31 protein-coding genes are annotated in these 25,194 nt (G+C 61.4%); all 31 read left to right on the forward strand.

The window, feature by feature from the left end; genetic code table 11:
• The first annotated feature begins 171 nt into the window (after positions 1 to 171).
• The 31 genes from rpoB (at position 172) to OQZ28_RS03200 (ending at position 25,162) form a co-directional block, all read left to right on the forward strand.
• Positions 172 to 4,344 (forward strand): DNA-directed RNA polymerase subunit beta, encoded by a 4,173-nt coding sequence (rpoB, locus tag OQZ28_RS03050; RefSeq protein WP_458135119.1) that lies wholly within the window; start codon positions 172 to 174, stop codon positions 4,342 to 4,344.
• Positions 4,345 to 4,446: 102 nt separating this feature from the next.
• A complete protein-coding gene (rpoC, locus tag OQZ28_RS03055) occupies positions 4,447 to 8,640 on the forward strand; it encodes a DNA-directed RNA polymerase subunit beta' (protein WP_130730320.1) in 4,194 nt (1,397 codons plus the stop codon).
• 415 nt (positions 8,641 to 9,055) lie between these two features.
• Positions 9,056 to 9,427, forward strand: coding sequence for a 30S ribosomal protein S12 (gene rpsL / locus OQZ28_RS03060; protein WP_003621118.1), 372 nt, complete (start codon positions 9,056 to 9,058; stop codon positions 9,425 to 9,427).
• A gap of 15 nt (positions 9,428 to 9,442) precedes the next feature.
• Positions 9,443 to 9,919, forward strand: coding sequence for a 30S ribosomal protein S7 (gene rpsG / locus OQZ28_RS03065; protein ID WP_007399617.1), 477 nt, complete (start codon positions 9,443 to 9,445; stop codon positions 9,917 to 9,919).
• 93 nt (positions 9,920 to 10,012) lie between these two features.
• On the forward strand, positions 10,013 to 11,203 hold the full coding sequence (gene tuf / locus OQZ28_RS03070; protein ID WP_130730319.1) for an elongation factor Tu: 1,191 nt from the start codon (positions 10,013 to 10,015) through the stop codon (positions 11,201 to 11,203).
• Between the two features lie 105 nt (positions 11,204 to 11,308).
• Positions 11,309 to 11,617 carry a 30S ribosomal protein S10 gene (rpsJ, locus tag OQZ28_RS03075; protein ID WP_007282720.1) on the forward strand — a complete coding sequence of 103 codons (309 nt, stop codon included), beginning with the start codon at positions 11,309 to 11,311 and terminating at the stop codon, positions 11,615 to 11,617.
• Positions 11,618 to 11,627: 10 nt separating this feature from the next.
• Positions 11,628 to 12,311 (forward strand): 50S ribosomal protein L3, encoded by a 684-nt coding sequence (gene rplC, locus OQZ28_RS03080; RefSeq protein ID WP_130730318.1) that lies wholly within the window; start codon positions 11,628 to 11,630, stop codon positions 12,309 to 12,311.
• Positions 12,312 to 12,323: 12 nt separating this feature from the next.
• The gene (gene rplD / locus OQZ28_RS03085) at positions 12,324 to 12,938 is read left to right on the forward strand and encodes a 50S ribosomal protein L4 (RefSeq protein ID WP_061271391.1); all 615 of its coding nucleotides are present in this window, start codon (positions 12,324 to 12,326) and stop codon (positions 12,936 to 12,938) included.
• Positions 12,939 to 12,973: 35 nt separating this feature from the next.
• The gene (locus OQZ28_RS03090) at positions 12,974 to 13,270 is read left to right on the forward strand and encodes a 50S ribosomal protein L23 (RefSeq protein WP_172157796.1); all 297 of its coding nucleotides are present in this window, start codon (positions 12,974 to 12,976) and stop codon (positions 13,268 to 13,270) included.
• A gap of 16 nt (positions 13,271 to 13,286) precedes the next feature.
• A complete protein-coding gene (gene rplB / locus OQZ28_RS03095) occupies positions 13,287 to 14,117 on the forward strand; it encodes a 50S ribosomal protein L2 (protein WP_130730317.1) in 831 nt (276 codons plus the stop codon).
• A gap of 12 nt (positions 14,118 to 14,129) precedes the next feature.
• Entirely contained in the window at positions 14,130 to 14,408 is a 279-nt protein-coding gene (rpsS, locus tag OQZ28_RS03100) for a 30S ribosomal protein S19 (protein WP_007399623.1), read from the forward strand.
• A 2-nt stretch (positions 14,409 to 14,410) separates the two neighbouring features.
• Complete coding sequence (gene rplV / locus OQZ28_RS03105) at positions 14,411 to 14,812, forward strand: 50S ribosomal protein L22 (protein WP_007399624.1); 402 nt, start codon at positions 14,411 to 14,413, stop codon at positions 14,810 to 14,812.
• A gap of 3 nt (positions 14,813 to 14,815) precedes the next feature.
• Positions 14,816 to 15,493 carry a 30S ribosomal protein S3 gene (gene rpsC, locus OQZ28_RS03110; protein ID WP_458135120.1) on the forward strand — a complete coding sequence of 226 codons (678 nt, stop codon included), beginning with the start codon at positions 14,816 to 14,818 and terminating at the stop codon, positions 15,491 to 15,493.
• A 53-nt stretch (positions 15,494 to 15,546) separates the two neighbouring features.
• Positions 15,547 to 15,963: a 50S ribosomal protein L16 gene (rplP, locus tag OQZ28_RS03115; RefSeq protein ID WP_014105026.1), complete on the forward strand. Its 417-nt coding sequence runs from the start codon at positions 15,547 to 15,549 to the stop codon at positions 15,961 to 15,963.
• Between the two features lies 1 nt (position 15,964).
• The gene (gene rpmC, locus OQZ28_RS03120) at positions 15,965 to 16,201 is read left to right on the forward strand and encodes a 50S ribosomal protein L29 (RefSeq protein WP_110567219.1); all 237 of its coding nucleotides are present in this window, start codon (positions 15,965 to 15,967) and stop codon (positions 16,199 to 16,201) included.
• A gap of 13 nt (positions 16,202 to 16,214) precedes the next feature.
• Entirely contained in the window at positions 16,215 to 16,496 is a 282-nt protein-coding gene (rpsQ, locus tag OQZ28_RS03125) for a 30S ribosomal protein S17 (protein ID WP_061271381.1), read from the forward strand.
• Between the two features lie 14 nt (positions 16,497 to 16,510).
• On the forward strand, positions 16,511 to 16,879 hold the full coding sequence (rplN, locus tag OQZ28_RS03130; protein ID WP_061271379.1) for a 50S ribosomal protein L14: 369 nt from the start codon (positions 16,511 to 16,513) through the stop codon (positions 16,877 to 16,879).
• Entirely contained in the window at positions 16,879 to 17,199 is a 321-nt protein-coding gene (gene rplX / locus OQZ28_RS03135; protein WP_010506725.1) for a 50S ribosomal protein L24, read from the forward strand. Before rplN ends, rplX begins: the two co-directional genes overlap by 1 nt.
• 10 nt (positions 17,200 to 17,209) lie before the next feature.
• Entirely contained in the window at positions 17,210 to 17,779 is a 570-nt protein-coding gene (gene rplE / locus OQZ28_RS03140) for a 50S ribosomal protein L5 (protein WP_061271377.1), read from the forward strand.
• A gap of 105 nt (positions 17,780 to 17,884) precedes the next feature.
• Complete coding sequence (gene rpsN / locus OQZ28_RS03145) at positions 17,885 to 18,190, forward strand: 30S ribosomal protein S14 (RefSeq protein WP_061271375.1); 306 nt, start codon at positions 17,885 to 17,887, stop codon at positions 18,188 to 18,190.
• 12 nt (positions 18,191 to 18,202) lie between these two features.
• Positions 18,203 to 18,601, forward strand: coding sequence for a 30S ribosomal protein S8 (rpsH, locus tag OQZ28_RS03150; protein ID WP_010506719.1), 399 nt, complete (start codon positions 18,203 to 18,205; stop codon positions 18,599 to 18,601).
• A gap of 10 nt (positions 18,602 to 18,611) precedes the next feature.
• Positions 18,612 to 19,145, forward strand: a complete 534-nt coding sequence (gene rplF / locus OQZ28_RS03155) for a 50S ribosomal protein L6 (RefSeq protein WP_130730316.1) — start codon at positions 18,612 to 18,614, stop codon at positions 19,143 to 19,145.
• Entirely contained in the window at positions 19,145 to 19,507 is a 363-nt protein-coding gene (gene rplR / locus OQZ28_RS03160; protein WP_061271371.1) for a 50S ribosomal protein L18, read from the forward strand. Before rplF ends, rplR begins: the two co-directional genes overlap by 1 nt.
• Positions 19,508 to 19,524: 17 nt before the next feature.
• Positions 19,525 to 20,103, forward strand: coding sequence for a 30S ribosomal protein S5 (gene rpsE, locus OQZ28_RS03165; protein ID WP_014105019.1), 579 nt, complete (start codon positions 19,525 to 19,527; stop codon positions 20,101 to 20,103).
• The gene (gene rpmD / locus OQZ28_RS03170) at positions 20,096 to 20,284 is read left to right on the forward strand and encodes a 50S ribosomal protein L30 (protein ID WP_061271369.1); all 189 of its coding nucleotides are present in this window, start codon (positions 20,096 to 20,098) and stop codon (positions 20,282 to 20,284) included. Before rpsE ends, rpmD begins: the two co-directional genes overlap by 8 nt.
• Position 20,285: 1 nt before the next feature.
• Positions 20,286 to 20,774 carry a 50S ribosomal protein L15 gene (rplO, locus tag OQZ28_RS03175; RefSeq protein WP_458135121.1) on the forward strand — a complete coding sequence of 163 codons (489 nt, stop codon included), beginning with the start codon at positions 20,286 to 20,288 and terminating at the stop codon, positions 20,772 to 20,774.
• Between the two features lie 158 nt (positions 20,775 to 20,932).
• On the forward strand, positions 20,933 to 22,282 hold the full coding sequence (secY, locus tag OQZ28_RS03180; RefSeq protein WP_061271365.1) for a preprotein translocase subunit SecY: 1,350 nt from the start codon (positions 20,933 to 20,935) through the stop codon (positions 22,280 to 22,282).
• Positions 22,279 to 22,938 carry an adenylate kinase gene (locus tag OQZ28_RS03185; protein WP_130730313.1) on the forward strand — a complete coding sequence of 220 codons (660 nt, stop codon included), beginning with the start codon at positions 22,279 to 22,281 and terminating at the stop codon, positions 22,936 to 22,938. The genes secY and OQZ28_RS03185 overlap by 4 nt, the downstream gene beginning before the upstream one ends.
• Before the next feature lie 235 nt (positions 22,939 to 23,173).
• Complete coding sequence (gene rpsM, locus OQZ28_RS03190; protein WP_061271361.1) at positions 23,174 to 23,551, forward strand: 30S ribosomal protein S13; 378 nt, start codon at positions 23,174 to 23,176, stop codon at positions 23,549 to 23,551.
• 77 nt (positions 23,552 to 23,628) lie between these two features.
• A complete protein-coding gene (gene rpsK, locus OQZ28_RS03195) occupies positions 23,629 to 24,021 on the forward strand; it encodes a 30S ribosomal protein S11 (RefSeq protein ID WP_003621069.1) in 393 nt (130 codons plus the stop codon).
• 121 nt (positions 24,022 to 24,142) lie between these two features.
• Entirely contained in the window at positions 24,143 to 25,162 is a 1,020-nt protein-coding gene (locus OQZ28_RS03200; RefSeq protein ID WP_007399646.1) for a DNA-directed RNA polymerase subunit alpha, read from the forward strand.
• The last annotated feature ends 32 nt before the right edge of the window (positions 25,163 to 25,194 follow it).

The raw sequence follows: 25,194 nt of genomic DNA on the forward strand, positions 1-25,194 counted from the left end.
GGGCGTTACAGGCACCCTGGCCGCAAGGCTTCGGGTGCCTTTGGCGGTAGTGAAAGATTGATCGGGCGCAGGTCCGGTTGATCTGCCAAGGATTTTCAAGGGCCGCGCAGTCCGCGTGACATGACCGTGTCACGACCGTGCGGGCCTGTGTGGATGGGGGCTGGATAGGCGATGAACGCGATTACGAAATCGTTCACGGGACGCAAACGCATCCGCAAGAGCTTCGGGCACATACCCGAAGTGGCTCCGATGCCCAATCTGATCGACGTGCAGCGGGCAAGCTACGAGACGTTCCTTCAGATGAATGTGGCGCCCGACAGCCGGACGCCGACGGGCCTGCAGGAAGTGTTCCGTTCCGTCTTTCCGATCAATGATTTCGCGGGGCGCGGGCGTCTGGAGTTCGTAAGCTACGAACTCGAGGAGCCGAAATACGACGTCGAGGAATGCATCCAGCGCGGGCTGACCTTTGCCGCCCCGCTGAAGGTGATCCTGCGCCTGATCGTATGGGATGTGGATGAGGATACCGGGTCGCGCTCGATCCGCGATATCAAGGAGCAGCCGGTCTATATGGGCGACATGCCGCTCATGACCGATAACGGCACGTTCATCATCAACGGCACCGAGCGCGTCATCGTCAGCCAGATGCACCGCAGCCCCGGCGTGTTCTTTGATCATGACAAGGGCAAGACCCATTCCTCGGGCAAGTTCCTGTTTGCCGCCCGTGTCATTCCTTATCGTGGCTCGTGGCTCGATTTCGAGTTCGACAGCAAGGACCTGATCTACGTCCGCATCGACCGCAAGCGCAAGCTGCCGGTCACGACGCTGCTGTACGCGCTTGAAGGCGCCGTCTCGGAGGCCGCCCGCGCCGCCAAGGCCGCCGAGGGCGGGGATGTCGAGTCGATGGAAATCCAGGGCATGGACCCTGATGAGATCCTGTCCTACTTCTACGGCAAGGTGGAGTTCACCAAGACCGAGAAGGGCTGGGCGCGCCGTTTCGATGCCGATGCCTTCCGTGGCCAGAAGCTGCTCGAGCCGCTGATCGATGCCCAGACCGGTGAGGAAGTGGCCCCGGCCGACGCCAAGCTGACCGCCCGCATGGTCCGCAAGATCGCCGAGACCACCAAGGAAGTGCTTGTCGGCCCCGCAGGGCTGATTGGCCGCTTCATTGCCAGCGACATCGTCAACGAGCACACCGGCGAGATCTATGCCGAGGCGGGCGACGAGCTGACCGAGCAGAAGCTTGAGGAACTCGAGGGCGAAGGCCTGACCACGCTGACCACGCTGGCGGTGGACGCGGCCAATGGCCCGTGGATCCGCAATACGCTGGCAGTGGACAAGAACGCCTCGCGCGAGGAAGCGCTGACCGACATCTACCGCGTCATGCGCCCCGGCGAGCCGCCCACGCCCGAGACGGCGGAAGCGATGTTCTCCGGCCTGTTCTTTGATCCCGACCGCTATGACCTGTCCGCCGTGGGTCGCGTTAAGATGAACATGCGCCTGGGCGTGGACGTGCCCGACACGGTGCGCGTGCTGCGCAAGGAAGACATCCTGCGCACCGTCAAGATCATGTGCGAGCTGAAGGACGGTCGCGGCGCGATCGACGATATCGACAACCTTGGCAACCGTCGTGTCCGCTCCGTGGGCGAACTGATGGAAAACCAGTACCGCGTTGGCCTGCTGCGCATGGAGCGCGCCATCCGCGAGCGCATGGGTTCGGTCGATATCGACACCGTCATGCCGCATGACCTGATCAACGCCAAGCCTGCGGCGGCTGCCGTGCGCGAGTTCTTCGGTTCCTCGCAGCTCAGCCAGTTCATGGACCAGACCAACCCGCTGTCTGAAGTGACGCACAAGCGCCGCCTTTCGGCGCTTGGCCCGGGTGGCCTGACCCGTGAGCGCGCGGGCTTCGAGGTCCGTGACGTGCACCCGACGCATTATGGCCGCATCTGCCCGATCGAGACGCCTGAAGGCCCGAACATCGGCCTGATCAACTCGCTGGCCACCTACGCCAAGGTGAACAAGTACGGCTTTATCGAGACCCCGTACCGCATGGTCGAGGACGGCGTGCTTCAGGATGGCTGGAAATACCTTTCCGCTATGGAAGAAGAGAGGCTGATCGTCGCCCAGGCCGATGCGAAGCAGGACGAGCAGGGCCACCTGACCGATGATCTGGTGTCCGTGCGCCGTGGCGGCGACTTCCGCCAGGTGCCGCCGACCGAAGTGACTGCCTGCGACGTGTCGCCCAAGCAGCTTGTCTCGGTTGCTGCAGCGCTCATCCCGTTCCTTGAGAACGATGACGCCAACCGTGCCCTGATGGGCTCGAACATGCAGCGTCAGGCCGTGCCGCTGGTGCGCTCGGATGCGCCGCTGGTCGGCACGGGCATGGAAGCGGCCGTGGCGCACGACTCCGGTGCCGCCATCGTGGCCCGCCGCCATGGCGTGGTGGACCAGATCGACGGTGCGCGTATCGTGGTGCGCGCCACCGATGAGGGTGGTGCCACACAGGGCGTGGATATCTACCGCCTGCGCAAATACATGCGCTCCAACCAGTCCACCTGCATCAACCAGCGCCCGCTGGTGCGCGTGGGTGACCAGGTGCGGGCTGGCGAGATCATCGCCGATGGCCCCTCCACTGAACTGGGTGAACTGGCGCTGGGCCGCAACGTGCTGGTCGCGTTCATGCCCTGGAACGGTTACAACTTCGAAGATTCGATCCTGATTTCCGAGCGGATCGCGCGCGATGACGTGTTTACCTCGATCCATATCGAGGAATTCGAGGTCATGGCCCGCGACACCAAGCTGGGCCAGGAAGAAATCACGCGCGACATTCCCAATGTCGGCGAGGAAGCACTGCGCAACCTCGACGAGGCGGGCATCGTCTATGTCGGCGCGGAAGTGAACCCCGGCGATATCCTGATCGGCAAGGTCACGCCCAAGGGCGAAAGCCCGATGACGCCGGAAGAAAAGCTGCTGCGCGCCATCTTTGGCGAGAAGGCGTCCGATGTTCGTGACACCTCGCTCAAGCTGCCGCCCGGCACGACCGGCACCATCGTGGACGTGCGCGTCTTCTCCCGCCGTGGCGTGGACAAGGACGAGCGCGCGATGGCCATCGAGCGCGCCGAGATCGAACGCCTCGCCAAGGACCGTGATGACGAGCGCGCCATTCAGGAGCGTTCCTTCTACAACCGTCTGCGCGAGCACCTGATCGGCCAGACCGCGGGTGCGGGCTTCAAGGGCATCCGCTCGGGCACCGAGATCACGGACGAGGTCCTGTCCGAGCATCCGCGTGGCGCGTGGCGCAATATCACCGTGGTGTCCGATGAGGTCATGGGGGAGCTTGAAACCCTGCGTCGCGAGTTTGATGCGGCGGTGGCCAAGATCCAGGCCCGCTTCGACAACAAGGTCGAGAAGCTGCAGCGCGGTGACGAACTGCCGCCGGGCGTGATGAAGATGGTCAAGGTCTTTGTCGCGGTGAAGCGCAAGCTGCAGCCGGGTGACAAGATGGCCGGCCGCCATGGCAACAAGGGTGTCGTCTCGCGCGTCGTGCCGGTGGAAGACATGCCGTTCCTTGAGGATGGTACGTCGGTTGACATCGTGCTCAACCCGCTCGGCGTGCCCTCGCGCATGAACGTGGGGCAGATCCTCGAGACGCATCTGGGCTGGGCGTGTGCCAATATCGGCCGCCAGATCGGCCAGTTGGCCAATGACTACCAGCGCACGGGCGAGAAGCGGCAGGAGCTGCTTGATGAACTGAAGTCGGTCTATGGCGACGCGGTTTATGACGAGCAGATCGGTGACATGACCGATGCCCAGCTTCTCGAGCTGTGCGGCAACCTGCGCAAGGGCGTGCCGATCGCGACCCCGGTGTTCGATGGCGCGTCCATCCCCGATATCGAGGCGATGCTGACCCGCGCGGGCGTGGACAAGTCCGGCCAGTCGCAGCTGATCGACGGGCGCACGGGCGAGCCGTTCGAGCGCAAGACCACGGTTGGCTACATCTACATGCTCAAGCTGCATCATCTTGTTGATGACAAGATCCATGCCCGCTCCATCGGTCCGTATTCGCTGGTGACCCAGCAGCCGCTGGGCGGTAAGGCGCAGTTCGGTGGGCAGCGCTTTGGTGAGATGGAAGTGTGGGCGCTCGAAGCCTACGGCGCCGCCTACACGCTGCAGGAAATGCTGACGGTCAAATCGGATGACGTGTCCGGTCGTACCAAGGTCTATGAGGCCATCGTGCGCGAGCAGGATGATTTCGAGGCCGGTATTCCGGAAAGCTTCAACGTGCTGATCAAGGAACTGAAGTCCCTTGGCCTGAATGTTGACCTGGAACAGAGCGGTAACTGATCCGGTCGGCATGTTGCACGTCGGTCCATCTATTTTTCTTTCAGGAGTGGAGGCAGGTGCGGCGCCTGCTTCCGCTTCATTCCCTCAGGGGGTTTGCGGCGCATGAATGAACTCATGAAGATCCTTGGCCAGGGTGGCCAGGCCATGACCTTTGACCAGATCAAGATCCAGCTGGCCTCGGCCGAGCAGATCCGTTCGTGGTCCTATGGCGAGATCAAGAAGCCCGAGACCATCAACTACCGGACCTTCAAGCCGGAGCGTGATGGCCTGTTCTGCGCGCGGATTTTTGGTCCGATCAAGGACTACGAATGTCTGTGCGGCAAGTACAAGCGGATGAAGTTCCGCGGCATCATCTGCGAAAAATGCGGCGTTGAGGTCACGCTGGCCAAGGTGCGCCGCGAGCGCATGGGCCATATCGAGCTGGCCAGCCCGGTTGCGCATATCTGGTTCCTGAAATCACTGCCCAGCCGGATCGGCCTGATGGTCGACATGACGCTGAAGGATCTGGAAAAGATCCTGTATTTCGAGAGCTATGTGGTGCTGGAGCCCGGCACCTCGCCGCTCAAGCAGTACAGCCTGCTGACGGAAGACCAGTACCTCGATGTCATGGACGAGCATGGCGACGAGGGCATCGAGGTCGGCATTGGCGCGGAAGCGATCAAGAAGATCCTCGAGCGCATCGACTGCAAGGTCGAGAAGGAAGAGCTGCGTCTTGAGCTGAAGGAAACCACGTCCGAAGCCAAGCGCAAGAAGCTGGTCAAGCGCCTGAAGCTGGTCGAGGCCTTTGCCGACAGTGAATCGCGCCCGGAATGGATGATCCTGGACCTCGTGCCGGTCATTCCGCCCGAGCTGCGCCCGCTGGTGCCGCTTGATGGCGGTCGTTTCGCCACGTCGGACCTGAACGACCTGTACCGCCGCGTCATCAACCGTAACAACCGCCTCAAGCGGCTGATCGAGCTGCGCGCGCCCGACATCATCGTGCGCAACGAAAAGCGCATGCTGCAGGAATCGGTCGATGCGCTGTTCGATAACGGCCGCCGTGGCCGTGCCATTACGGGTGCCAACAAGCGTCCGCTCAAGTCGCTGTCCGACATGCTCAAGGGCAAGCAGGGCCGCTTCCGCCAGAACCTGCTGGGCAAGCGCGTCGATTATTCGGGCCGTTCGGTCATCGTGGTGGGCCCGGAACTGAAGCTGCACCAGTGTGGCCTGCCTAAGAAGATGGCGCTCGAGCTGTTCAAGCCGTTCATCTATTCCAAGCTGGAAAAATACGGTCATGCCACCACCATCAAGGCCGCCAAGCGGATGGTGGAAAAGGAACGTCCCGAAGTGTGGGATATCCTTGAAGAGGTGATCCGCGAGCATCCGGTCATGCTCAACCGTGCGCCCACGCTGCACCGTCTGGGCATCCAGGCGTTCGAGCCGGTGCTGATCGAGGGCAAGGCCATCCAGCTGCACCCGCTGGTCTGCACCGCGTTCAACGCCGACTTCGATGGCGACCAGATGGCCGTGCACGTGCCGCTGAGCCTCGAGGCGCAGCTTGAAGCCCGTGTGCTGATGATGTCGACCAACAACATCCTCAGCCCGGCCAACGGCAAGCCCATCATCGTGCCGTCGCAGGATATCGTGCTCGGGCTGTATTACCTCAGCCTCGAAACACCCGAATTCCGCGCAACGCCCGACAAGAACAGCTACGATGACAAGGGGCTGGTGACCGTAAGCGGCGCGCCGTCCTTCTCCAGCGTTGGCGAAGTGGAATACGCGCTGAGCACGGGCGCGGTGAAGCTGCACGACAAGATCCGCGCGCGCATCGAAAGCTTCGATGCCGAGGGCAAGACCGTGCGCGAGACGGTGGTGACCACGCCGGGCCGCATGCTTGTTGCCCAGATCCTGCCGCGCAACCCGGCGCTGCCGTTCTCGCTGATCAACCGCCAGTTGACCAAGAAGATCGTGTCGGATGTGATCGACGCGGTTTACCGTCACTGCGGCCAGAAGGAATGCGTTATCTTCTGTGACCGCCTGATGGGGCTTGGCTTCCGCCACGCCGCGCGTTCGGGCATCTCGTTCGGCAAGGACGACATGATCGTTCCCGTCGAGAAGAAGGAGCTCGTGGACCGTACGGCCGGCGAAGTGAAGGAGTTCGAGCAGCAGTATCAGGACGGCCTGATCACCGCTGGCGAGCGCTACAACAAGGTGGTTGATGCCTGGTCGCGTTGCACCGATGAAGTGCAGGCCGCGATGATGAAGGAGATCTCCAAGCAGGAGATCGGCAAGCCCACCAACTCGGTGTGGATGATGAGCCACTCCGGTGCCCGTGGGTCGCCAGCGCAGATGAAGCAGCTTGCCGGCATGCGTGGCCTGATGGCCAAGCCGTCGGGCGAGATCATCGAACAGCCGATCATCGCCAACTTCAAGGAAGGCCTGTCGGTTCTCGATTACTTCACCTCCAGCCATGGTGCGCGTAAGGGCCTGGCCGATACCGCGCTCAAGACTGCGAACTCGGGTTACCTCACCCGCCGCCTCGTTGACGTGGCGCAGGACAGCATCATTGTCGAGGAAGATTGCGGCACCGAGCGCGGCCTGACCGTGCGTGCGGTCATGGATGGCGGCGAAGTCGTTGCCTCCCTGTCCGAGCGGATGCTCGGCCGCACGCTGGCAGCCGACGTGCTCGACCCGGCAACCGGCAAGGTGCTCTTCCCGCGCAATACCCTGATCGAGGAAGCCGAGGCCGAGCAGATCGAGAAGGCGGGTGTCGAAAGCCTGCTGATCCGCTCCGTGCTGACCTGTGACAGCCGCGTGGGCGTGTGTGGCCACTGCTATGGCCGTGACCTTGCACGCGGCACGCCGGTCAACATCGGTGAGGCCGTGGGCGTTATCGCCGCCCAGTCCATCGGTGAGCCGGGCACGCAGCTGACCATGCGTACCTTCCATATCGGTGGTGCGGCGCAGCGTGGCGCCGAGCAGTCGATGGTCGAGGCCTCGCGTGATGGCAAGGTGACGATCCGCAACAAGAACGTGGTGCATAACAGTCAGAACGTGCCCATCGTCATGTCGCGTAACTGCGAGATCCTGCTGACGGATGACCGTGGAACCGAACGCGCCCGCTACCGCGTGCCTTATGGTGCGCGCCTGCTGGTCGAGGATGGCGCCGAGGTGGCCCGTGGCCAGAAGATGGCCGAGTGGGATCCGTACACCCTGCCCATCATCACCGAGCAGCCTGGCAAGGTAGAATATCTTGACCTGATCGACTCCATCACCCTGGTGGAGCGGATGGATGAGGTGACCGGCCTGACCTCGAAAGTGGTCGTGGACTACAAGCAGGCTTCCAAGGGGATCGACCTGCGTCCGCGCCTGCAGCTCAAGGACGCCAACGGTGACGTGGTGAAGCTGGCCAACGGCAACGACGCCCGCTACTTCCTGTCGCCTGATTCGCTGCTCTCGGTGGAGAACGGCGCGCAGGTCAACGCAGGTGACGTGCTGGCGCGTATCCCGCGTGAAGGCTCCAAGACGCGTGACATTACCGGTGGTCTGCCGCGCGTGGCGGAACTCTTCGAGGCCCGCCGCCCGAAGGATCACGCCATCATCTCGGAAACCGAGGGGCGCGTGGAATTCGGCAAGGACTACAAGTCCAAGCGCCGCGTCATCGTGAAGAACGACGAGACGGGCGAGGAGACGGATTATCTCATCCCCAAGGGCAAGCACGTGTCCGTTCAGGAAGGCGACTTTGTCCAGGTGGGCGATCCGCTCGTTGACGGGCCGCGCGTGCCGCATGACATCCTGAAGGTTCTGGGTGTCGAGGCGCTGTCGGACTACCTCGTCAACGAGATTCAGGACGTGTACCGACTGCAGGGCGTGAAGATCAATGATAAGCACATCGAAGTCATTGTTCGCCAGATGCTGCAGAAGGTGGAAATCCTTGAGCCGGGCGATACGACCTACCTGATCGGTGAGACGGTGGACCGTATCGAATATGAGGAAGAGAACGCCAAGCGCCTCAACATTGGCGAGCACCCTGCCGTTGCCATGCCGGTGCTGCAGGGCATCACCAAGGCCTCGCTGCAGACGCAGTCCTTCATCTCGGCGGCCTCCTTCCAGGAGACCACCCGTGTCCTCACCGAGGCTGCTACGGCGGGCAAGAAGGATACGCTCAACGGCCTCAAGGAGAACGTCATCGTCGGCCGCCTGATCCCGGCAGGGACGGGCAGCGTGATGAACAAGCTCCGCGCGGTTGCCGCGGGCGAGGACAAGCAGCGCCTCGCCAAGGCCCGCGCTGCCGTGCCGCCCAAGGCGGCCGAGTAACTACACGAGAGAAATGCCGGATGGCGGGGGACCGCTATCCGGCATGATTCGGTGCTGCACTATTGTCACCATCCGATTCAGGCGGTATCAGCAGCCTGACGGAGCGGTGCTCCGAGTCCGGCGGAACAGAGTCGTTTCGCCAGACTGCTAGCGAATCCTGCGCAAGGCTTGACTTTTGGTCAGTTTGCCCGTAGGTAACGCGCCCTCGGCTAGCCCTGTCTGAAAGACGTCGTTGGCCGTCGAATGCAGCATGCAGACATGCGGTGCCGCAGTCCGGGAATCGGGCTGCCCAGGCCGGATGTAAATATGATGCCCGAACGAATGGTTGTCATTCGTTGGGGTTTTGTTGTGAACGACAGTCGGCAACCAGATATGGGGTTGGCCGGCCGAATTTTGTAAGGATCGGGAAAGGCGTATGCCGACCATCAACCAGTTGATCGCGAAAGGTCGCGAACCCGCAGCCAAACGCAATAAGGTTCCTGCCCTGCAGGGCTGTCCGCAGAAGCGTGGCGTTTGCACTCGTGTTTACACAACCACACCGAAGAAGCCGAACTCGGCTCTGCGTAAGGTGGCAAAAGTACGCCTGACCAACGGTTATGAGGTTGTGAGCTATATTCCGGGTGAGGGGCATAACCTCCAGGAACATAGCGTTGTCCTGATCCGTGGTGGTCGCGTTAAGGATCTTCCTGGCGTGCGTTATCACATCCTGCGCGGCGTTCTGGACACCCAGGGTATCGCCAAGCGTCGTCAGCGTCGCTCGCTCTATGGCGCGAAGCGTCCTAAGTAAAAGGAATAACGAGGCATGAGTCGCCGTCATCGCGCAGTCAAGCGCGAGATTCTTCCCGATCCAAAATTTGGTGATGTCGTCATTACGCGTTTCATGAACGCCCTGATGTACGACGGCAAGAAGTCCACCGCTGAAGGGATCGTCTATGGCGCCCTTGAGGTGCTGCGCCGCCGTGGTGGTGCTGCAGCGGACCCTGTGGTCATGTTCCACAGCGCGCTGGACAACGTCAAGCCGGCTGTCGAGGTGCGTTCCCGCCGTGTTGGTGGCGCCACCTACCAGGTTCCGGTCGAAGTCCGGGCCGAGCGTCGTCAGGCGCTGGCCATCCGCTGGCTGATTGACGCCTCGCGCAAGCGTGGCGAGAACACCATGCAGGATCGCCTGTCGAACGAACTTCTTGACGCCGTCAACAATCGTGGCGCCGCGGTCAAGAAGCGCGAAGACACGCACCGCATGGCAGAAGCCAACAAGGCATTCAGTCATTACCGCTGGTAAAGGCGGTCAGGCCGGTTTATTGACCGGCCCGGCTTCCGAAACGGAACTTTCCAACCCGACTCTCGGCACGAGGCCGAGTTAACGGAGAAAACGATGGCAAAGGCTAAATTTGAGCGGAATAAGCCGCACTGCAACATCGGCACGATTGGTCACGTCGATCACGGCAAGACCTCGCTGACCGCTGCTATCACCAAGACGCTGGCGAAGGCCGGTGGCGCGGAATTCAAGGCGTACGACATGATCGACGCCGCGCCGGAAGAGCGCGCCCGTGGCATCACCATCTCGACCGCCCATGTCGAGTACGAGACCGCGAAGCGTCACTACGCGCACGTCGACTGCCCCGGCCATGCTGACTATGTGAAGAACATGATCACCGGTGCCGCGCAGATGGACGGCGCGATCCTGGTCGTGTCGGCTGCTGATGGCCCGATGCCCCAGACCCGTGAGCACATCCTGCTTGCCCGCCAGGTTGGCGTGCCGGCCCTGGTCGTCTTCCTGAACAAGGTTGACCAGGTTGATGATCCGGAGCTGCTCGAGCTGGTGGAAATGGAAGTGCGCGAGCTGCTTTCCGCTTACCAGTTCCCCGGCGACGATATCCCCATCATCAAGGGTTCGGCCCTGGTGACGCTGGAAGATGGCGACGCCGAAGTCGGTGAAAACCGCGTCATGGACCTGATGAACGCTGTGGACGAATACATCCCGCAGCCGGAGCGTCCGGTTGACCGTCCGTTCCTGATGCCGATCGAAGACGTGTTCTCCATCTCGGGCCGTGGCACCGTGGTGACGGGCCGTGTCGAGCGTGGCGTGGTGAACGTCGGCGACGAAATCGAGATCGTTGGCCTGCGCCCGACGCAGAAGACGACCGTGACCGGCGTTGAAATGTTCCGCAAGCTGCTCGACCGTGGTGAAGCAGGTGACAACATCGGCGCACTGGTGCGTGGCACGAAGCGTGAAGACGTTGAGCGTGGTCAGGTGCTGGCGAAGCCGGGTTCGATCACCCCGCACACCAAGTTCAAGGCGGAAGCCTACATCCTGACGAAGGAAGAGGGTGGCCGTCACACGCCGTTCTTCACCAACTATCGTCCGCAGTTCTATTTCCGCACGACCGACGTCACCGGTGTCGTTCACCTGCCGGAAGGCACGGAAATGGTCATGCCTGGCGATAACGTCGCCATGGATGTCGAGCTGATCGCTCCGATCGCCATGGATGAAGGCCTGCGCTTCGCTATCCGCGAAGGCGGCCGCACCGTTGGTGCAGGTGTTGTTGCTTCCATCACCGAGTGATTGGACAGTAACTGAACTGTGGCATCCCGGTCGGAGCAATCCGGCCGGGTTTCCATTGCGGATCGGGTTCCCCCGAATCAGGTAAAGTTGGACTGAAACAGAAAGATGGACAACCAGAACATCCGCATTCGCCTGAAGGCGTACGATCATCGGGTGCTAGACAACAGCACGAAGGAGATCGTCAATACGGCGAAGCGTACGGGTGCGCGGGTTCGGGGTCCTATCCCGCTGCCGACGCATATTGAACGGTTTACCGTAAACCGCTCCCCCCACGTGGATAAGAAAAGCCGCGAGCAGTTCGAAATTCGGACCCATCGCCGGCTGCTCGACATTGTCGAGCCGACCCCGCAGACCGTGGACGCTCTCATGAAACTCGACCTCGCCGCTGGCGTAGATGTCGAGATTAAACTCTAAGGTCCAGACGATGCGCACCGGATTGATCGCAAAAAAGCTGGGTATGACCCGGCTGTTCAAGGAAGACGGCACACATGTGCCGGTGACTGTCCTGCAGCTTGATGATCTGCAGGTGGTTGATGTTCGCAGCACCGAGCGTGATGGCTACACAGCTGTCCAGCTTGGCGCGGGCAAGGCCAAGGTCAAAAATGTGTCCAAGCCGAACCGCGGCCATTTTGCCAAGGCCAAGGTCGAGCCCAAGAAGAAGCTGGCTGAATTCCGTGTATCGGATGACGCCGTCCTGGAAGTCGGGGCTTCTCTGTCCGCCGCCCATTTCGTGGTGGGGCAGAAGGTGGACGTTACCGGCACCAGCAAGGGTAAGGGTTTTGCCGGCGCGATGAAGCGCTGGAACTTTGCCGGTCTCGAAGCCACCCACGGTGTCTCGATCAGTCACCGTTCGCACGGTTCCACGGGTAACCGTCAGGATCCGGGCAAGGTTTTCAAGAACAAGAAGATGGCCGGCCATCTCGGTTCCGAGCGTATCACTACGCTGAACCTTGAGGTTGCGGCTGTTGACGCCGAAAAGAACCTGATCATGATCCGCGGCTCCGTGCCGGGCGGAAAGAATGAAACGGTTCTCGTTCGTGATGCGATCAAGAAGGCCCGTCATGCCGAGGCGCCGTATCCGGCGGCCCTGGTTGAGGCTGCGGGCTGAGGATAGAGGGCAATGGATTACGAGATCAAAACCCTCGATAACGGAAGCGCAGGCACCGCCAGCCTTCCCGACGAGATTTTCGCCGCAACGCCGCGCACGGACATCCTGGCGCGTGTGGTGCACTGGCAGCTGGCCAAGCGCCGGGCTGGTACGCACAAGGTCAAGGGCATGGGGGAAGTCTCCGGCACGACCAAGAAGCCGTATCGCCAGAAGGGCACGGGTAGCGCCCGCCAGGGTTCGCTGCGTGCGCCGCAGTACCGCACCGGTGGCATCGTTCATGGTCCCGTGGTGCGTGACCATGGCTATGACCTGCCCAAGAAGGTGCGTCGCCTTGGCCTGATTTCCGCCCTGTCGCAGAAGGCGGCGGAAGGCAAGCTGGTGGTGCTCGATGCCGCGACTGCCTCGGGCAAGTCGGCCGAGCTGGCCAAGAAGCTGAAGGTCCTGGGCTGGACATCCGCGCTGATCGTGGATGCCGCGGTTGAAGAGAACTTCGGCCGCGCCGCGCGCAACCTGCCGAAGATCGACATTCTTCCGACGGTGGGCGCCAATGTCTACGATATCCTGAACCACGATGTGCTCGCGATCACGCGCGCCGGGGTTGAGGGCCTGAAGGAGCGTCTGGCATGACCAACATCCTGGCAATCCGCAAGAAGGCGGAACGCATGTCGCGCGAAGCGATGTACGACATCATCCGCTCTCCCCTGATCACGGAAAAGGCGACTGCCCTTTCCGAGAAGAACCAGGTGGGTTTCAAGGTTGCGATCAGCGCTACGAAGCCGGAGATCAAGGTTGCGGTCGAGACGCTGTTTGGTGTGAAGGTTCTGGGTGTGAACACGCTCATCCAGAAGGGAAAAGCCAAGCGCTTCAAGGGACGTCCCGGCCAGCGTTCGGATGTTAAGAAAGCGTTTGTTCAGCTTGCAGAAGGTCAGTCCATCGACCTGACCGCGAAGCTGGTCTGACGCGGGGTGACAAGAAATGGCATTGAAGCACTTTAATCCAGTTACCCCCAGCCTGCGCGGAACGGTCCTGATCGACCGCAAGGAGCTGTGGAAAGGCAAGCCCGTCAAGGGCCTGACCGAGGGGAAGAACAAGAGCGGCGGCCGTAACAACCACGGCCGCACCACCTCGCGTTTCATCGGTGGCGGTCACAAGCAGTCCTACCGTTATGTTGACTTCAAGCGTCGCAAGTTCGACGTGGTCGGCACGGTGGAGCGCCTGGAATACGATCCCAACCGTACGGCGTTCATCGCGCTCATCAAGTATGCCGATGGCGAGCTGGCCTACATCATCGCGCCGCAGCGTTTGAAGGCGGGTGACGAAGTCATCGCCGGTGCGCGCGCCGATATCAAGCCGGGCAACGCCATGCCCCTGTCTGCCGTTCCGGTGGGCACGATCATCCACAACATCGAGCTCAAGGCCGGTGCCGGTGGCAAGATCGCCCGCTCGGCTGGCACGTATGCACAGCTGGTCGGCAAGGACATGGGCTATGCCCAGATCAAGCTGCAGTCCGGTGAGCTGCGTGTTGTTCGCGCGGAATGCATGGCCACCATCGGTGCCGTGTCCAACCCGGACAACATGAACCAGCACCTGGGCAAGGCCGGCCGCAATCGCTGGCTGGGCCGCCGCCCGCACAACCGTGGTGTCGTCATGAACCCGGTTGATCATCCGCATGGTGGTGGTGAAGGACGCACTTCGGGTGGGCGTCATCCGGTTACGCCATGGGGCAAGCCGACTAAGGGTTACAAGACCAGGGTCAACAAGCGTACGGACAGTCTGATCATCCGTCGCCGGAAGACCGGCAAGTAAGGGGCATTTAAGATGGCACGTTCCGTCTGGAAGGGCCCGTTCGTAGACGGGTATCTGCTGAACAAAGCCGATGCATCGCGCGCGTCGGGCCGTAACGAAGTGATCAAGATCTGGTCGCGTCGATCCACCATCCTGCCGCAGTTCGTCGGACTGACGTTCGGCGTCTATAACGGGCACAAATTCCTGCCCGTGCAGGTTTCCGAGAACATGGTGGGCCACAAGTTCGGTGAGTTCTCACCGACCCGTACCTTCACGGGTCATTCTTCGGACAAGAAAGCGAAGCGGGGCTGAACATGAGCAAGCCTAAGCATCCGCGCACGCTCGCGGAAACCGAGGCGCAGGCGCTGACGCGGAACATCCGCATCAGCCCGCGCAAGCTGAACCTTGTTGCGGGTCTGATCCGCAACAAGCCGGCTGCGCAGGCAATCGCCACCCTCACATTCTCCAAGCGTCGCATTGCCCAGCAGGTCAAGAAGACGCTGGAAAGTGCGATTGCCAACGCCGAGAACAACCACCAGCTGGACGTTGACCAACTGGTCGTTGCCCGCGCTGAGGTGGGCAAGTCGATCGTGATGCGTCGTTTCCACGCACGTGGTCGTGGCCGTTCGGCCCGCATCGAGAAGTTTTTCAGCCACCTGACCATTGTCGTGGCCGAAAAGAAGCCCGAAGCTGAAACCGAAAAAAAGGCGGCCTGATCCATGGGACATAAAGTTAATCCGATCGGGCTTCGGCTCGGTATTAACCGGACATGGGACAGCCGCTGGTACGCCGATGCGGATTATGCCCGCCTGCTGCATGATGACCTGAAGCTGCGCGCCTACCTGCGCCGCAAGCTGGCCGGTGCAGGCGTGTCCCGCGTGGTGATCGAGCGCCCGGCCAAGAAGCCGCGCGTGACCATCTACGCGGCACGCCCTGGCGTGGTGATCGGCAAGAAGGGCCAGGACATCGATGTGCTGCGCAAGGACCTGGCCCGCATGGCCAAGACCGATGTCGCGCTGAACATCGTCGAGATCCGCAAGCCGGAAATCGATGCGACCCTGGTGGCCGAGAACATCGCCCAGCAGCTCGAGCGCCGCGTTGCCTTCCGTCGCGCCATGAAGCGTGCCGTGCAGTCCGCCATGCGCCTTGGCGCGCAGGGGATCCGGATCAACTGCTCGGGCCGTCTTGGCGGCGCGGAAATCGCGCGTGTCGAGTGGTATCGTGAAGGTCGGGTGCCGCTGCACACGCTGCGTGCGGACATCGACTATGGTGTGGCGACCGCCAAGACGACCTATGGCACCTGTGGTGTGAAGGTCTGGATCTTCAAGGGCTTGATTCTTGCCCATGATCCGCTGGCGCAGGACCGTCGCGCCGCCGAACAGGCCCCGCAGCGCTAACTGCGGGGTCCAATGGACCTAGATGCGCCAGGCGGCGCGTGAGGATTTGAAAAATGCTTTCTCCCAAGCGGACAAAGTACCGCAAGGCCCACAAAGGGCGCATTCATGGGTTGGCCAAGGGCGGCACAACCCTGAATTTCGGGGCTTTTGGCCTGAAGGCTCTCCAGCCTGAACGGATCACGGCCCGCCAGATCGAAGCGGCCCGCCGGGCCATTACCCGTGCCATGAAGCGTGCGGGTCGTGTCTGGATTCGGATTTTCCCTGACCTTCCGGTCTCGACAAAGCCGGCAGAAGTGCGTATGGGGTCCGGCAAGGGGTCGCCCGAATATTGGGTGGCTCGTGTGAAGCCGGGTCGAATCCTGTTCGAGATCGAAGGCGTGTCGCCTGAAGTCGCGCGTGAAGCGCTGGCTCTGGGTGCGGCAAAGCTGCCGATCAAGACCAAATTCGTGACCCGTATCGGAGAGGCGTGAGATGGCAAAGGCAACAAAGCCGGCCGATCTGCGTGCCAAGACTGTTGAAGAACTGGATACGCTTCTCGTCGATCTGAAGCGCGAGCAGTTCAATCTTCGGTTTCAGCATGCGACCGGCCAGACCGAGGGGCAGTCCCGCATGCGCGTGGTTCGTCGTGAAATCGCGCGTGTGAAGACGATTGCGACCGAGGTTGTTAAGAAGAGTTCTGCTGGCCACGCGCCGGCAGCAAAGTCCTGAAGGGAGACGGGCGATGCCAAGGCGCGTCCTGACCGGGCGGGTAACCAGCGACAAGATGGACAAGACCGTTACGGTTCTTGTCGATCGTCGCATTATCCACCCGCTGTATAAGAAGTTCATTCGCCGCTCGAAGAAGTACGCGGCGCATGACGGCTTGAATGAATGCAAGGTGGGCGACACGGTGCGCATTGAAGAATGCAAGCCGATTTCCCGCCGCAAGACCTGGACGGTCGTTGTCCGGAATGGCCAGCCGCTCGCGGCAGCCGCCGGTGCTGCGTCTGGCGCCCAGGCGTAAAGAAGGCATAGACCATGATCCATCCCGAGACCAACCTTGACGTGGCCGACAATTCCGGCGCCCGTCAGGTGCAGTGCATCAAGGTACTGGGCGGTTCCAAGCGGAAGTCTGCCTCGGTCGGCGACGTGATTGTCGTGTCCGTCAAGGAAGCCATTCCCCGCGGCAAGGTCAAGAAGGGCGATGTTCACCAGGCGGTGATCGTGCGCACTTCCTACCCCGTGCGCCGGGCCGATGGCAGCGCCATCCGTTTTGACCGCAACGCGGCCGTGCTGATCAACAAGCAGCAGGAGCCGATCGGTACCCGTATCTTTGGCCCGGTCGTGCGTGAGCTGCGTGCCCGCAAGTTCATGAAGATCATCTCGCTGGCACCGGAGGTGCTGTAATGGCTGCTCGTATCAAGAAGGGTGACCAGGTTCTGGTCACCACCGGTGGTTCCAAGGGAACCCGTGGCGAGGTCGTTACGGTCCTGCCCGCGGCCAACAAGGCCGTGGTGCGTGGCGTTGCCATTGCGAAGCGTCATACCCGTCCTTCGCGCATGGGTGAGCAGGGCGGCATTGTCCAGAAGGAAATGCCGGTGCACCTGTCCAACCTGAAGCTGATCGACCCCAAGAGCGGCGACCCGACGAAGGTCGGCTTCCGCGTTCTGGAAGATGGTCGCAAGGTTCGTGTCGCCAAGGCGACCGGCGAAGTAATCGAAGGCTGAGGGGGCGGGAATGTCTGAAGTGAAAGAAGCCCGCGCCCTGCCGCGCATGCAGCAGCGTTATCAGGACGAGCTGCGCGCGAAGCTGCGCGAGGAATTCGGGTACAAGAACGAGATGCAGGTTCCGCGTCTCGAGAAGATTGTCCTGAACATGGGTGTTGGCGAAGCCGCCGGCGACCAGAAGAAGCTCGACGCGGCGGTCAAGGAAATGACCCTTATCGCTGGTCAGAAGCCGGTCAAGACGGTTGCCAAGAAGGCGATCGCCGGCTTCAAGATCCGCGAAGGTCTGCCCATCGGGTGCAAGGTGACGCTGCGCCGTGCCCAGATGTTCGAATTCCTGGATCGTTTCGTGACGATCGCCCTGCCGCGCGTGCGTGATTTCCGCGGGCTGCCGGCGAACAAGGGTTTCGACGGCCGTGGCAACTTCGCGATGGGGCTGAAGGAACAGATTGTCTTCCCGGAAATCGAATACGACAAGGTAGACGAGATCCGCGGCATGGACATCATCTTCGTGACCACTGCGAAGACGGATGCGGAAGCGAAGGCTCTGCTGAAGGCGTTTGATCTGCCCTTCGCTGCATAAAATGTAGCGAAAGGGCTTCCGTCTGAAGTCCAGAAGACCTAATACACACGTTGTTTGGAAAACCGTTGGGACTGGCCCGACAGGTTCCGGAGGGTAAAACAAGGCATGGCCAAAATTTCCGCCGTAAACCGGAATGTCAAGCGCGAGCGCATGGCAGACCGGGACCGGGCTAAGCGGACTGCATTGAAGAACATCATCATGGACCGGTCTCTGCCGGTTGAAGATCGATTCGATGCGTCGCTTAAGCTTGCTGAACTTCCTCGCAATGGCTCGCGCGTGCGCGTGCGCCTGCGCTGCAAGCTCACCGGGCGTCCTCGCGCCAATTACAGAAAGTTTGAACTCTGCCGTATCGCCCTGCGCGACCTGGCCTCCAATGGTCAGATCCCGGGCATGGTCAAGTCAAGCTGGTAAGGGCAGGGAACGATGTCACTTTCTGATCCTTTGGGTGATCTGCTCACCCGGATCCGCAATGCGCAGCGTGCACGGCATGCTGCCTGCGTGGCGCCGGCTTCCAAGCTGCGCGCCAGTGTTCTCGAGGCGCTTCGCCGCGAGGGGTATATCCGTGGTTTCTCGCGTGAGGAACTGCGCAAGGGTGTGGCCCAGCTGCGCATCGAGCTGAAATATCTCGATGGCGAGCCGGTCATCAAAGAAATCCACCGTGTGTCCAAGCCGGGGCGCCGCGTCTATTCCAAGATCAAGGAACTGCCGCGTGTCTATGCCGGGCTGGGTGTGTCGATCCTGTCGACGCCGCGTGGTGTTCTGTCCGATGCGGAGGCCCGCGCTGCCAATGTTGGCGGTGAAGTCCTCTGCCGTGTGTTCTGAGGAGGGATAAATGTCGCGAGTGGGCAAATATCCCGTCGAAGTTCCGTCGGGCGTTCAGGTTTCCGTTGCTGATGGCGTGCTGACCACGAAGGGCAAGCTCGGCGAGCTCAAGCTGCCCCTGTCCGGTCATGTTGCCGTTGATGTTGCGGATGGCAAGGTTGCGGTGAAGCCGGTTGGCACCGAGGCCCAGGCCCGCATGATGTGGGGGACCACGCGTTCCCTGATCGCGAGCATGGTCAAGGGTGTGTCGGAAGGGTTTTCCAAGACTCTGGAAATCTCCGGAACCGGTTACCGCGCTGCGGTGCAGGGCAAGAACCTGGTCATGAACCTCGGTTATTCGCATGACATCGTCTATGCGATTCCCGAAGGCATCAAGATCACCACCCCGCGGCCTACGGCCGTGACTGTCGAGGGTATCGACAAGCAGCGGGTTGGTCAGGTTGCGCTTGATATCCGTAGCTTCCGTAAGCCCGAGCCCTACAAGGGCAAGGGTGTCCGTTATGAAACGGAAACCATCCGTCGCAAGGAAGGCAAGAAGAAATAATGAGCACGCAGAAGGATCTGCGGGAGCGGCGGCGCCAGCGTCTCCGTTTCCAGCTTCGCCTCAAGAGTGGTGGCCGTCCGCGTCTGTCGGTGTTCCGTTCGGGCAAGAATATCTACGCGCAGGTGATCGACGATGCCGCTGGCCGCACGCTGGCCGCAGCTTCGACCCTCGACAAGGATCTGCGTTCCACCCTCAAGGGTGGTACGGACGTGAAGGCAGCCGGTGCAGTCGGCAAGCTTCTTGCCGAGCGCGCGGTGGCTGCTGGTGTGTCGAAGGTCGTTTTCGACCGCGGCGCGTATCTGTATCATGGGCGTATCAAGGCCCTGGCGGAGGCTGCCCGTGAGGGCGGTCTCTCGTTCTGACGAAAGGGTCACGCATAATGGCACGTGAACCGAGAGAAGGCGGCCGGGGTGGTCGCGATCGCGACCGCGAAGGCGACGATCTGGTCGACAAGCTGGTCACGATCAATCGTGTTGCCAAGGTTGTAAAGGGCGGTCGCCGCTTTGCATTCGCGGCACTGGTTGTTGTTGGTGACCAGAAGGGTCGCGTAGGGTTTGGCGCGGGCAAGGCCCGTGAGGTTCCCGAGGCGATCCGCAAGGCAACCGACCGCGCCAAGCGGACGATGATCCGCGTTCCGATGAAGGAAGGCCGTACGCTGCATCACGATGTGGCCGGTCACTTCGGGGCGGGCAAGGTGGTCCTGCGTTCCGCTGATGCGGGCACGGGCATCATTGCCGGTGGTCCGATGCGCGCCGTGTTCGAGAGCCTGGGCATCAATGACGTGGTGGCCAAGTCGCTCGGCACCCGCAACCCGCACAACATGGTCAAGGCGACTTTCGCCGCGCTGGAGCGTTGCGCCAGCCCGCGTTCGGTTGCCAACCGCCGTGGCAAGAAGGTTTCGGACATCCTGGGGCGCCGCGAGGCTGCGGTAGCGACGGAGGCTGCGGCCGATGTCTGATACCAAGGCAACCATTCGCGTTACCCAGGTGCATTCTGGCAATGGCCAGAAGCCGGGCCAGCAGGCTACGCTGGTGGGCCTGGGCCTGAACAAGATCGGTCGTACCCGCGAGCTGGAGGATACCCCTTCGGTTCGTGGCATGATCCGCAAGGTGTCCCACCTGATCAAGGTGGAGGATTGAGATGAACCTGAACGAACTTCGTGACAACGAGGGCGCACGCTATCGCAAGAAGCGCCTTGGTCGCGGCATCGGCTCTGGCAAGGGCAAGACGTCGGGCAAGGGTGTGAAGGGCCAGAAGGCACGCTCCGGTGTGTCGCTGAACGGTTTTGAAGGCGGCCAGCTGCCCATCTACCGTCGTCTGCCCAAGCGCGGCTTCAAGAACATCTTCCGCAAGGATTATGCGGTGGTGAACCTGGGCGTGCTCGACAAGGCGATTGCGGCTGGCAAGATCGATGCCAAGACCGTGGTGACGGAAGAGATCCTGACCAAGGCCGGTCTGGCCGGGTCGGGCCGCTTTGACGGCATCCGCCTGCTTGCCGATGGCGCGCTGAACCACGCCGTGACCATTGAAGTGTCCGGTGCTTCGGCCGGTGCCATCGCCGCAGTTGAAAAGGCTGGCGGCAAGGTGCAGGTCAAGGTCCAGAAGCCGCAGGCTCCTGCCGCCGAATGACCGGCTGGGGGCACAGGCACGTTCTGTACCCGAAGCATGATAAAAGCGATGCTGCTTGCACTCGGCGGGCGCATCGCTTTATTACTTTCTGCGGTTTTTTTTATCATGACAGCGTCCCGTTTTCGGCGGTGGCGCTGTTCTTGTGAAAGGATGGGCGCATGGCCTCCGCGGCCGAACAGTTGGCTGCCAATCTGAATTTCAGTTCCTTTGCCAACGCAACGGAACTGAAGAAGCGTATCTGGTTTACCCTCGGTGCGCTGATCGTCTACCGGATTGGCACCTATATCCCCGTCCCTGGCGTCGATGCGACGGTGATGGGGCAGCTTCTGGCCCGGCATCAGGGCGGTATCCTGGGTATGTTCGATATGTTCACGGGTGGTGCGCTGGGGCGCATGACCGTGTTCGCACTCAACATCATGCCCTATATCAGTGCCTCGATCATCGTGCAGCTCATGTCGGCGGCCATTCCCTCCCTTGAAGCCCTGAAGAAGGAAGGCGAGGGCGGGCGGCGCAAGCTGAATGAATATACCCGTTACCTGACGGTGGTCATTGCGCTGTTCCAGGCCTACGGCATCGCCATCGGGCTGGAGAACATGCATACGGAGGCAGGCTCGGCCGTTGTCTCGCCGGGGCTGTTCTTCATCGTCTCGTGCGTGCTGACGCTGGTGGGCGGCACCATGTTCCTGATGTGGCTTGGAGAGCAGATCACGTCGCGGGGGGTCGGTAACGGCATCTCGCTGATCATCTTTGCCGGTATCGTGGCAAACCTGCCCAATGCGCTCGCAAGCCTGTTCCAGCTTGGCTATACCGGGGCGCTTTCACCGTTCTTCGTGCTGGTCTTCCTGGTGCTGGCGGCGGTGACCATCGCGTTCATCGTGTTCATGGAACTCGCACAGCGGCGCGTGGTGATCCAGTACCCCAAGCGGCAGGTCGGCCAGCGCATGTTTGGCGGTGACTCGACGCATATGCCGCTGAAGGTGAACACCGCGGGGTCGATTCCGCCAATCTTCGCCTCATCGGTGCTGCTGATTCCCGTGACCATTGCGGGATTCGTCAATAACAGCTCGATGCCCGGCTGGCTGTCCTTCCTGGGGCAATCGCTGGGGCAGGGGCAGCCGCTCTACATGCTGTTCTATGCGGCGATGATCGTGTTCTTCTCGTATTTCTATGCGGCGGTGACATTCAACCCGCAGGAGACGGCCGAGAACCTGCGCAAGCAGGGCGGGTTCGTGCCCGGCATCCGGCCAGGCGCCAATACGGCGGCGTTCTTTGACCGTATCCTGACGCGCATCACGACCATCGGCGCGCTCTATCTTGTCGCTGTCTGCCTGTTGCCGCAGATCCTGATCAGCCATTACAACGTGCCGTTCTATTTTGGTGGTACGAGTCTGATCATTATCGTGACCGTGACGATCGATACGGTGACGCAGGTGCAGTCGCATCTGGTGGCGCACCAGTATCAGGGCCTTATGCGTCGCGGACGGGGCCGAAAGGGCAAAATGCGGTGAATATTATCTTTCTTGGGCCGCCGGGTGCTGGAAAAGGCACCCAGTCGAAGCGGCTGGAAGAACGCTACGGAATCGCCCAGATTTCAACCGGTGACATGCTGCGGGCCGAAGTCGCGACCGGCAGCCCGCTGGGACAGAAGGTCAAGGCGGTCATGGCGAACGGGCAGCTTGTGTCCGATGACCTGATCATCGCCATGATTGAAAAGCGCATCCGCCAGCCGGACTGTGCCAAGGGGTTCATCCTTGATGGCTTCCCGCGCACTCGGGCGCAGGCGGAAGCGCTTGATGCCATGCTGGCCCGCAGCGGGCAGCACATCGATGCGGTGCTGCTGCTCGATGTAGACGAGGATGCCCTGGCCGACCGGATTGCGGGCCGTTACACCTGTGCCAAGTGCGGCGCGGGCTATAACGACGTGTCCAAGCGGCCGAAGGTGGCTGGCACATGTGATGTGTGTGGCGGCCACGAGTTCATCCGCCGCGAAGATGACCGGCGGGAGACCGTGGCGGCACGCCTGAAGACCTATCGGGAACTCACGGCGCCGATCCTGCCTTATTACGAGGCGGAAAGGCGGCTGTACCGTGTGGACGGCATGGCGGATATCGATGACGTGACGAAGCAGGTCTTTGATGTTATCGATCGTATCACTAAAAAGTGACGCAAAATAATTGACTCAATGGGGGGCAGCAGTATATTGCGCGCCCTCAAGGTATGAGCGTCGTGTGAGTCGTCCATGAGGGGCGGCTCGTAGGGCCAGAATGTATGATGATGGGGTTGGCCGGTCCGTAAACCGGTATGTTCACGATGCTCCCGCCAGAACAGGGCGGGTGGTGTGACGCAGCCCTGCCTGATAGTTAGTGCCCTGAATCAGGGGCGGACGAGGAGTAAGTGGCGTGGCACGTATTGCCGGCGTGAACATCCCTAGCAACAAGCGGGTCACAATTGGCCTTCGTTATATCTATGGTATCGGGGCCACCAAGGCCCAGGCGATCTGCGACAAGCTGGAAATTCCGGCTGAGCGGCGCGTCAACGAACTGTCTGACGACGAGATCGGCAAGATCCGTGAACTGATCGACAGCGATTACCGCGTTGAAGGTGATCTTCGCCGTGAAGTGGCGATGAACATCAAGCGCCTGATGGACCTGGGCTGCTACCGTGGCCTGCGCCACCGTCGTGGCCTGCCTGTCCATGGTCAGCGGACTCATACCAACGCCCGTACCCGCAAGGGTAAGGCCGTGGCTATTGCGGGCAAGAAGAAGGCGACCCGCTAATCAGCGGATTGCCTGGTATGAGTGCATGGAGCCTGCGGGTTCCGTGCACCGTTTGAACTGACAGGATCGAGAAAATTATGGCGAAAGCTGCGGCTCCGCGTATTCGTAAGAAAGAGCGGAAAAACATCATCTCCGGTGTGGCGCATGTGCTGTCCACCTTCAACAACACCATGATCACCATCTCGGATGCGCAGGGCAATGCGATTGCTTGGTCTTCCGCTGGTGCCCAGGGTTTCAAGGGCTCGCGCAAGTCCACGCCGTATGCGGCGCAGGTTGCTGCTGAAGATGCAGGCCGCAAGGCCCGCGAGCACGGCATGGAAACGCTGGAGATCGAGGTTTCCGGTCCGGGTTCGGGGCGTGAGAGCGCCCTGCGCGCGCTGCAGGCTGTCGGCTTCTCGATCACGGCGATCCGTGACATGACGCCGGTGCCGCATAACGGCTGCCGCCCCCGCAAGCGCCGTCGCGTCTGATACGTCGTCTGCCTTAGTCGTATTTCCCCCGCATGCGGGGGAAGATTGTCATTCCGGTATCCTGCCACAGGATACCATCTGCCACTCTCGGGTGGCAGATCAGTCTTGAAAGGCCATTACCTTGGTCCTCCAGAAAAACTGGCAATCCCTGATCAAGCCGGAAAAGCTGGAAGTCGAACCGGGGGCGGAACCTTCACGCATTGCTACCGTCGTAGCCGAGCCGCTGGAACGCGGCTTCGGCATGACGCTGGGCAACGCGATCCGTCGGGTTCTGCTGTCGTCCCTGCAGGGGGCTGCGGTTACGGCAATCCAGATTGACGGCGTGCTGCATGAATTCTCGTCGGTGGCGGGTGTTCGTGAAGACGTGACCGACATCGTGCTGAACATCAAGCAGCTCGCGCTGCGGATGCATGGCGAAGGCCCCAAGCGCATGGTGCTGACGGCCACGGGCCCGGGCGAAGTGCGTGCCGGCCAGATCCAGACCGGGCATGACATCGAAGTCATGAACCCCGATCTCGTGATCTGCACCCTTGATGAAGGGGTGAAGTTCGGGATGGAGTTCACCGTGAACATGGGCAAGGGCTATGTTCCGGCAGCGGCAAACCGCCCGGAAGATGCGCCGATTGGCCTGATCCCGGTTGACGCCATCTACTCACCGGTCCGTCGGGTGTCGTACAAGGTGGAGCAGACCCGCGTGGGTCAGGTCACCGATTATGACCGCCTGCTGCTGACGGTGGAAACCAACGGCGCCGTGACTCCGGAAGATGCCGTGGCCCTGGCCGCGCGTATCCTGCAGGATCAGCTTCAGCTGTTCATCAACTTCGATGAGCCGCGCACGGTGCGCACGGAAGAGCCGCAGGATGACCTGCCGTTCAACCGCAACCTGCTGCGCAAGGTTGATGAGCTGGAACTGTCGGTCCGTAGTGCAAACTGCCTGAAGAACGACAACATCGTCTATATCGGTGATCTGGTTCAGAAGACCGAGCAGGAGATGCTGCGCACCCCGAACTTCGGCCGCAAGTCGCTCAACGAGATCAAGGAAGTCCTGACCGCCATGGGGCTTTCACTGGGTATGAATGTGCCGGCATGGCCGCCGGAAAATATCGAAGATCTGGCCAAGAGGCTCGACGAGCCGTTCTGATCCTCCGAACCGGATAAAACAGGAAATTACAT

This window comes from Komagataeibacter sp. NFXK3 (assembly GCF_054182245.1).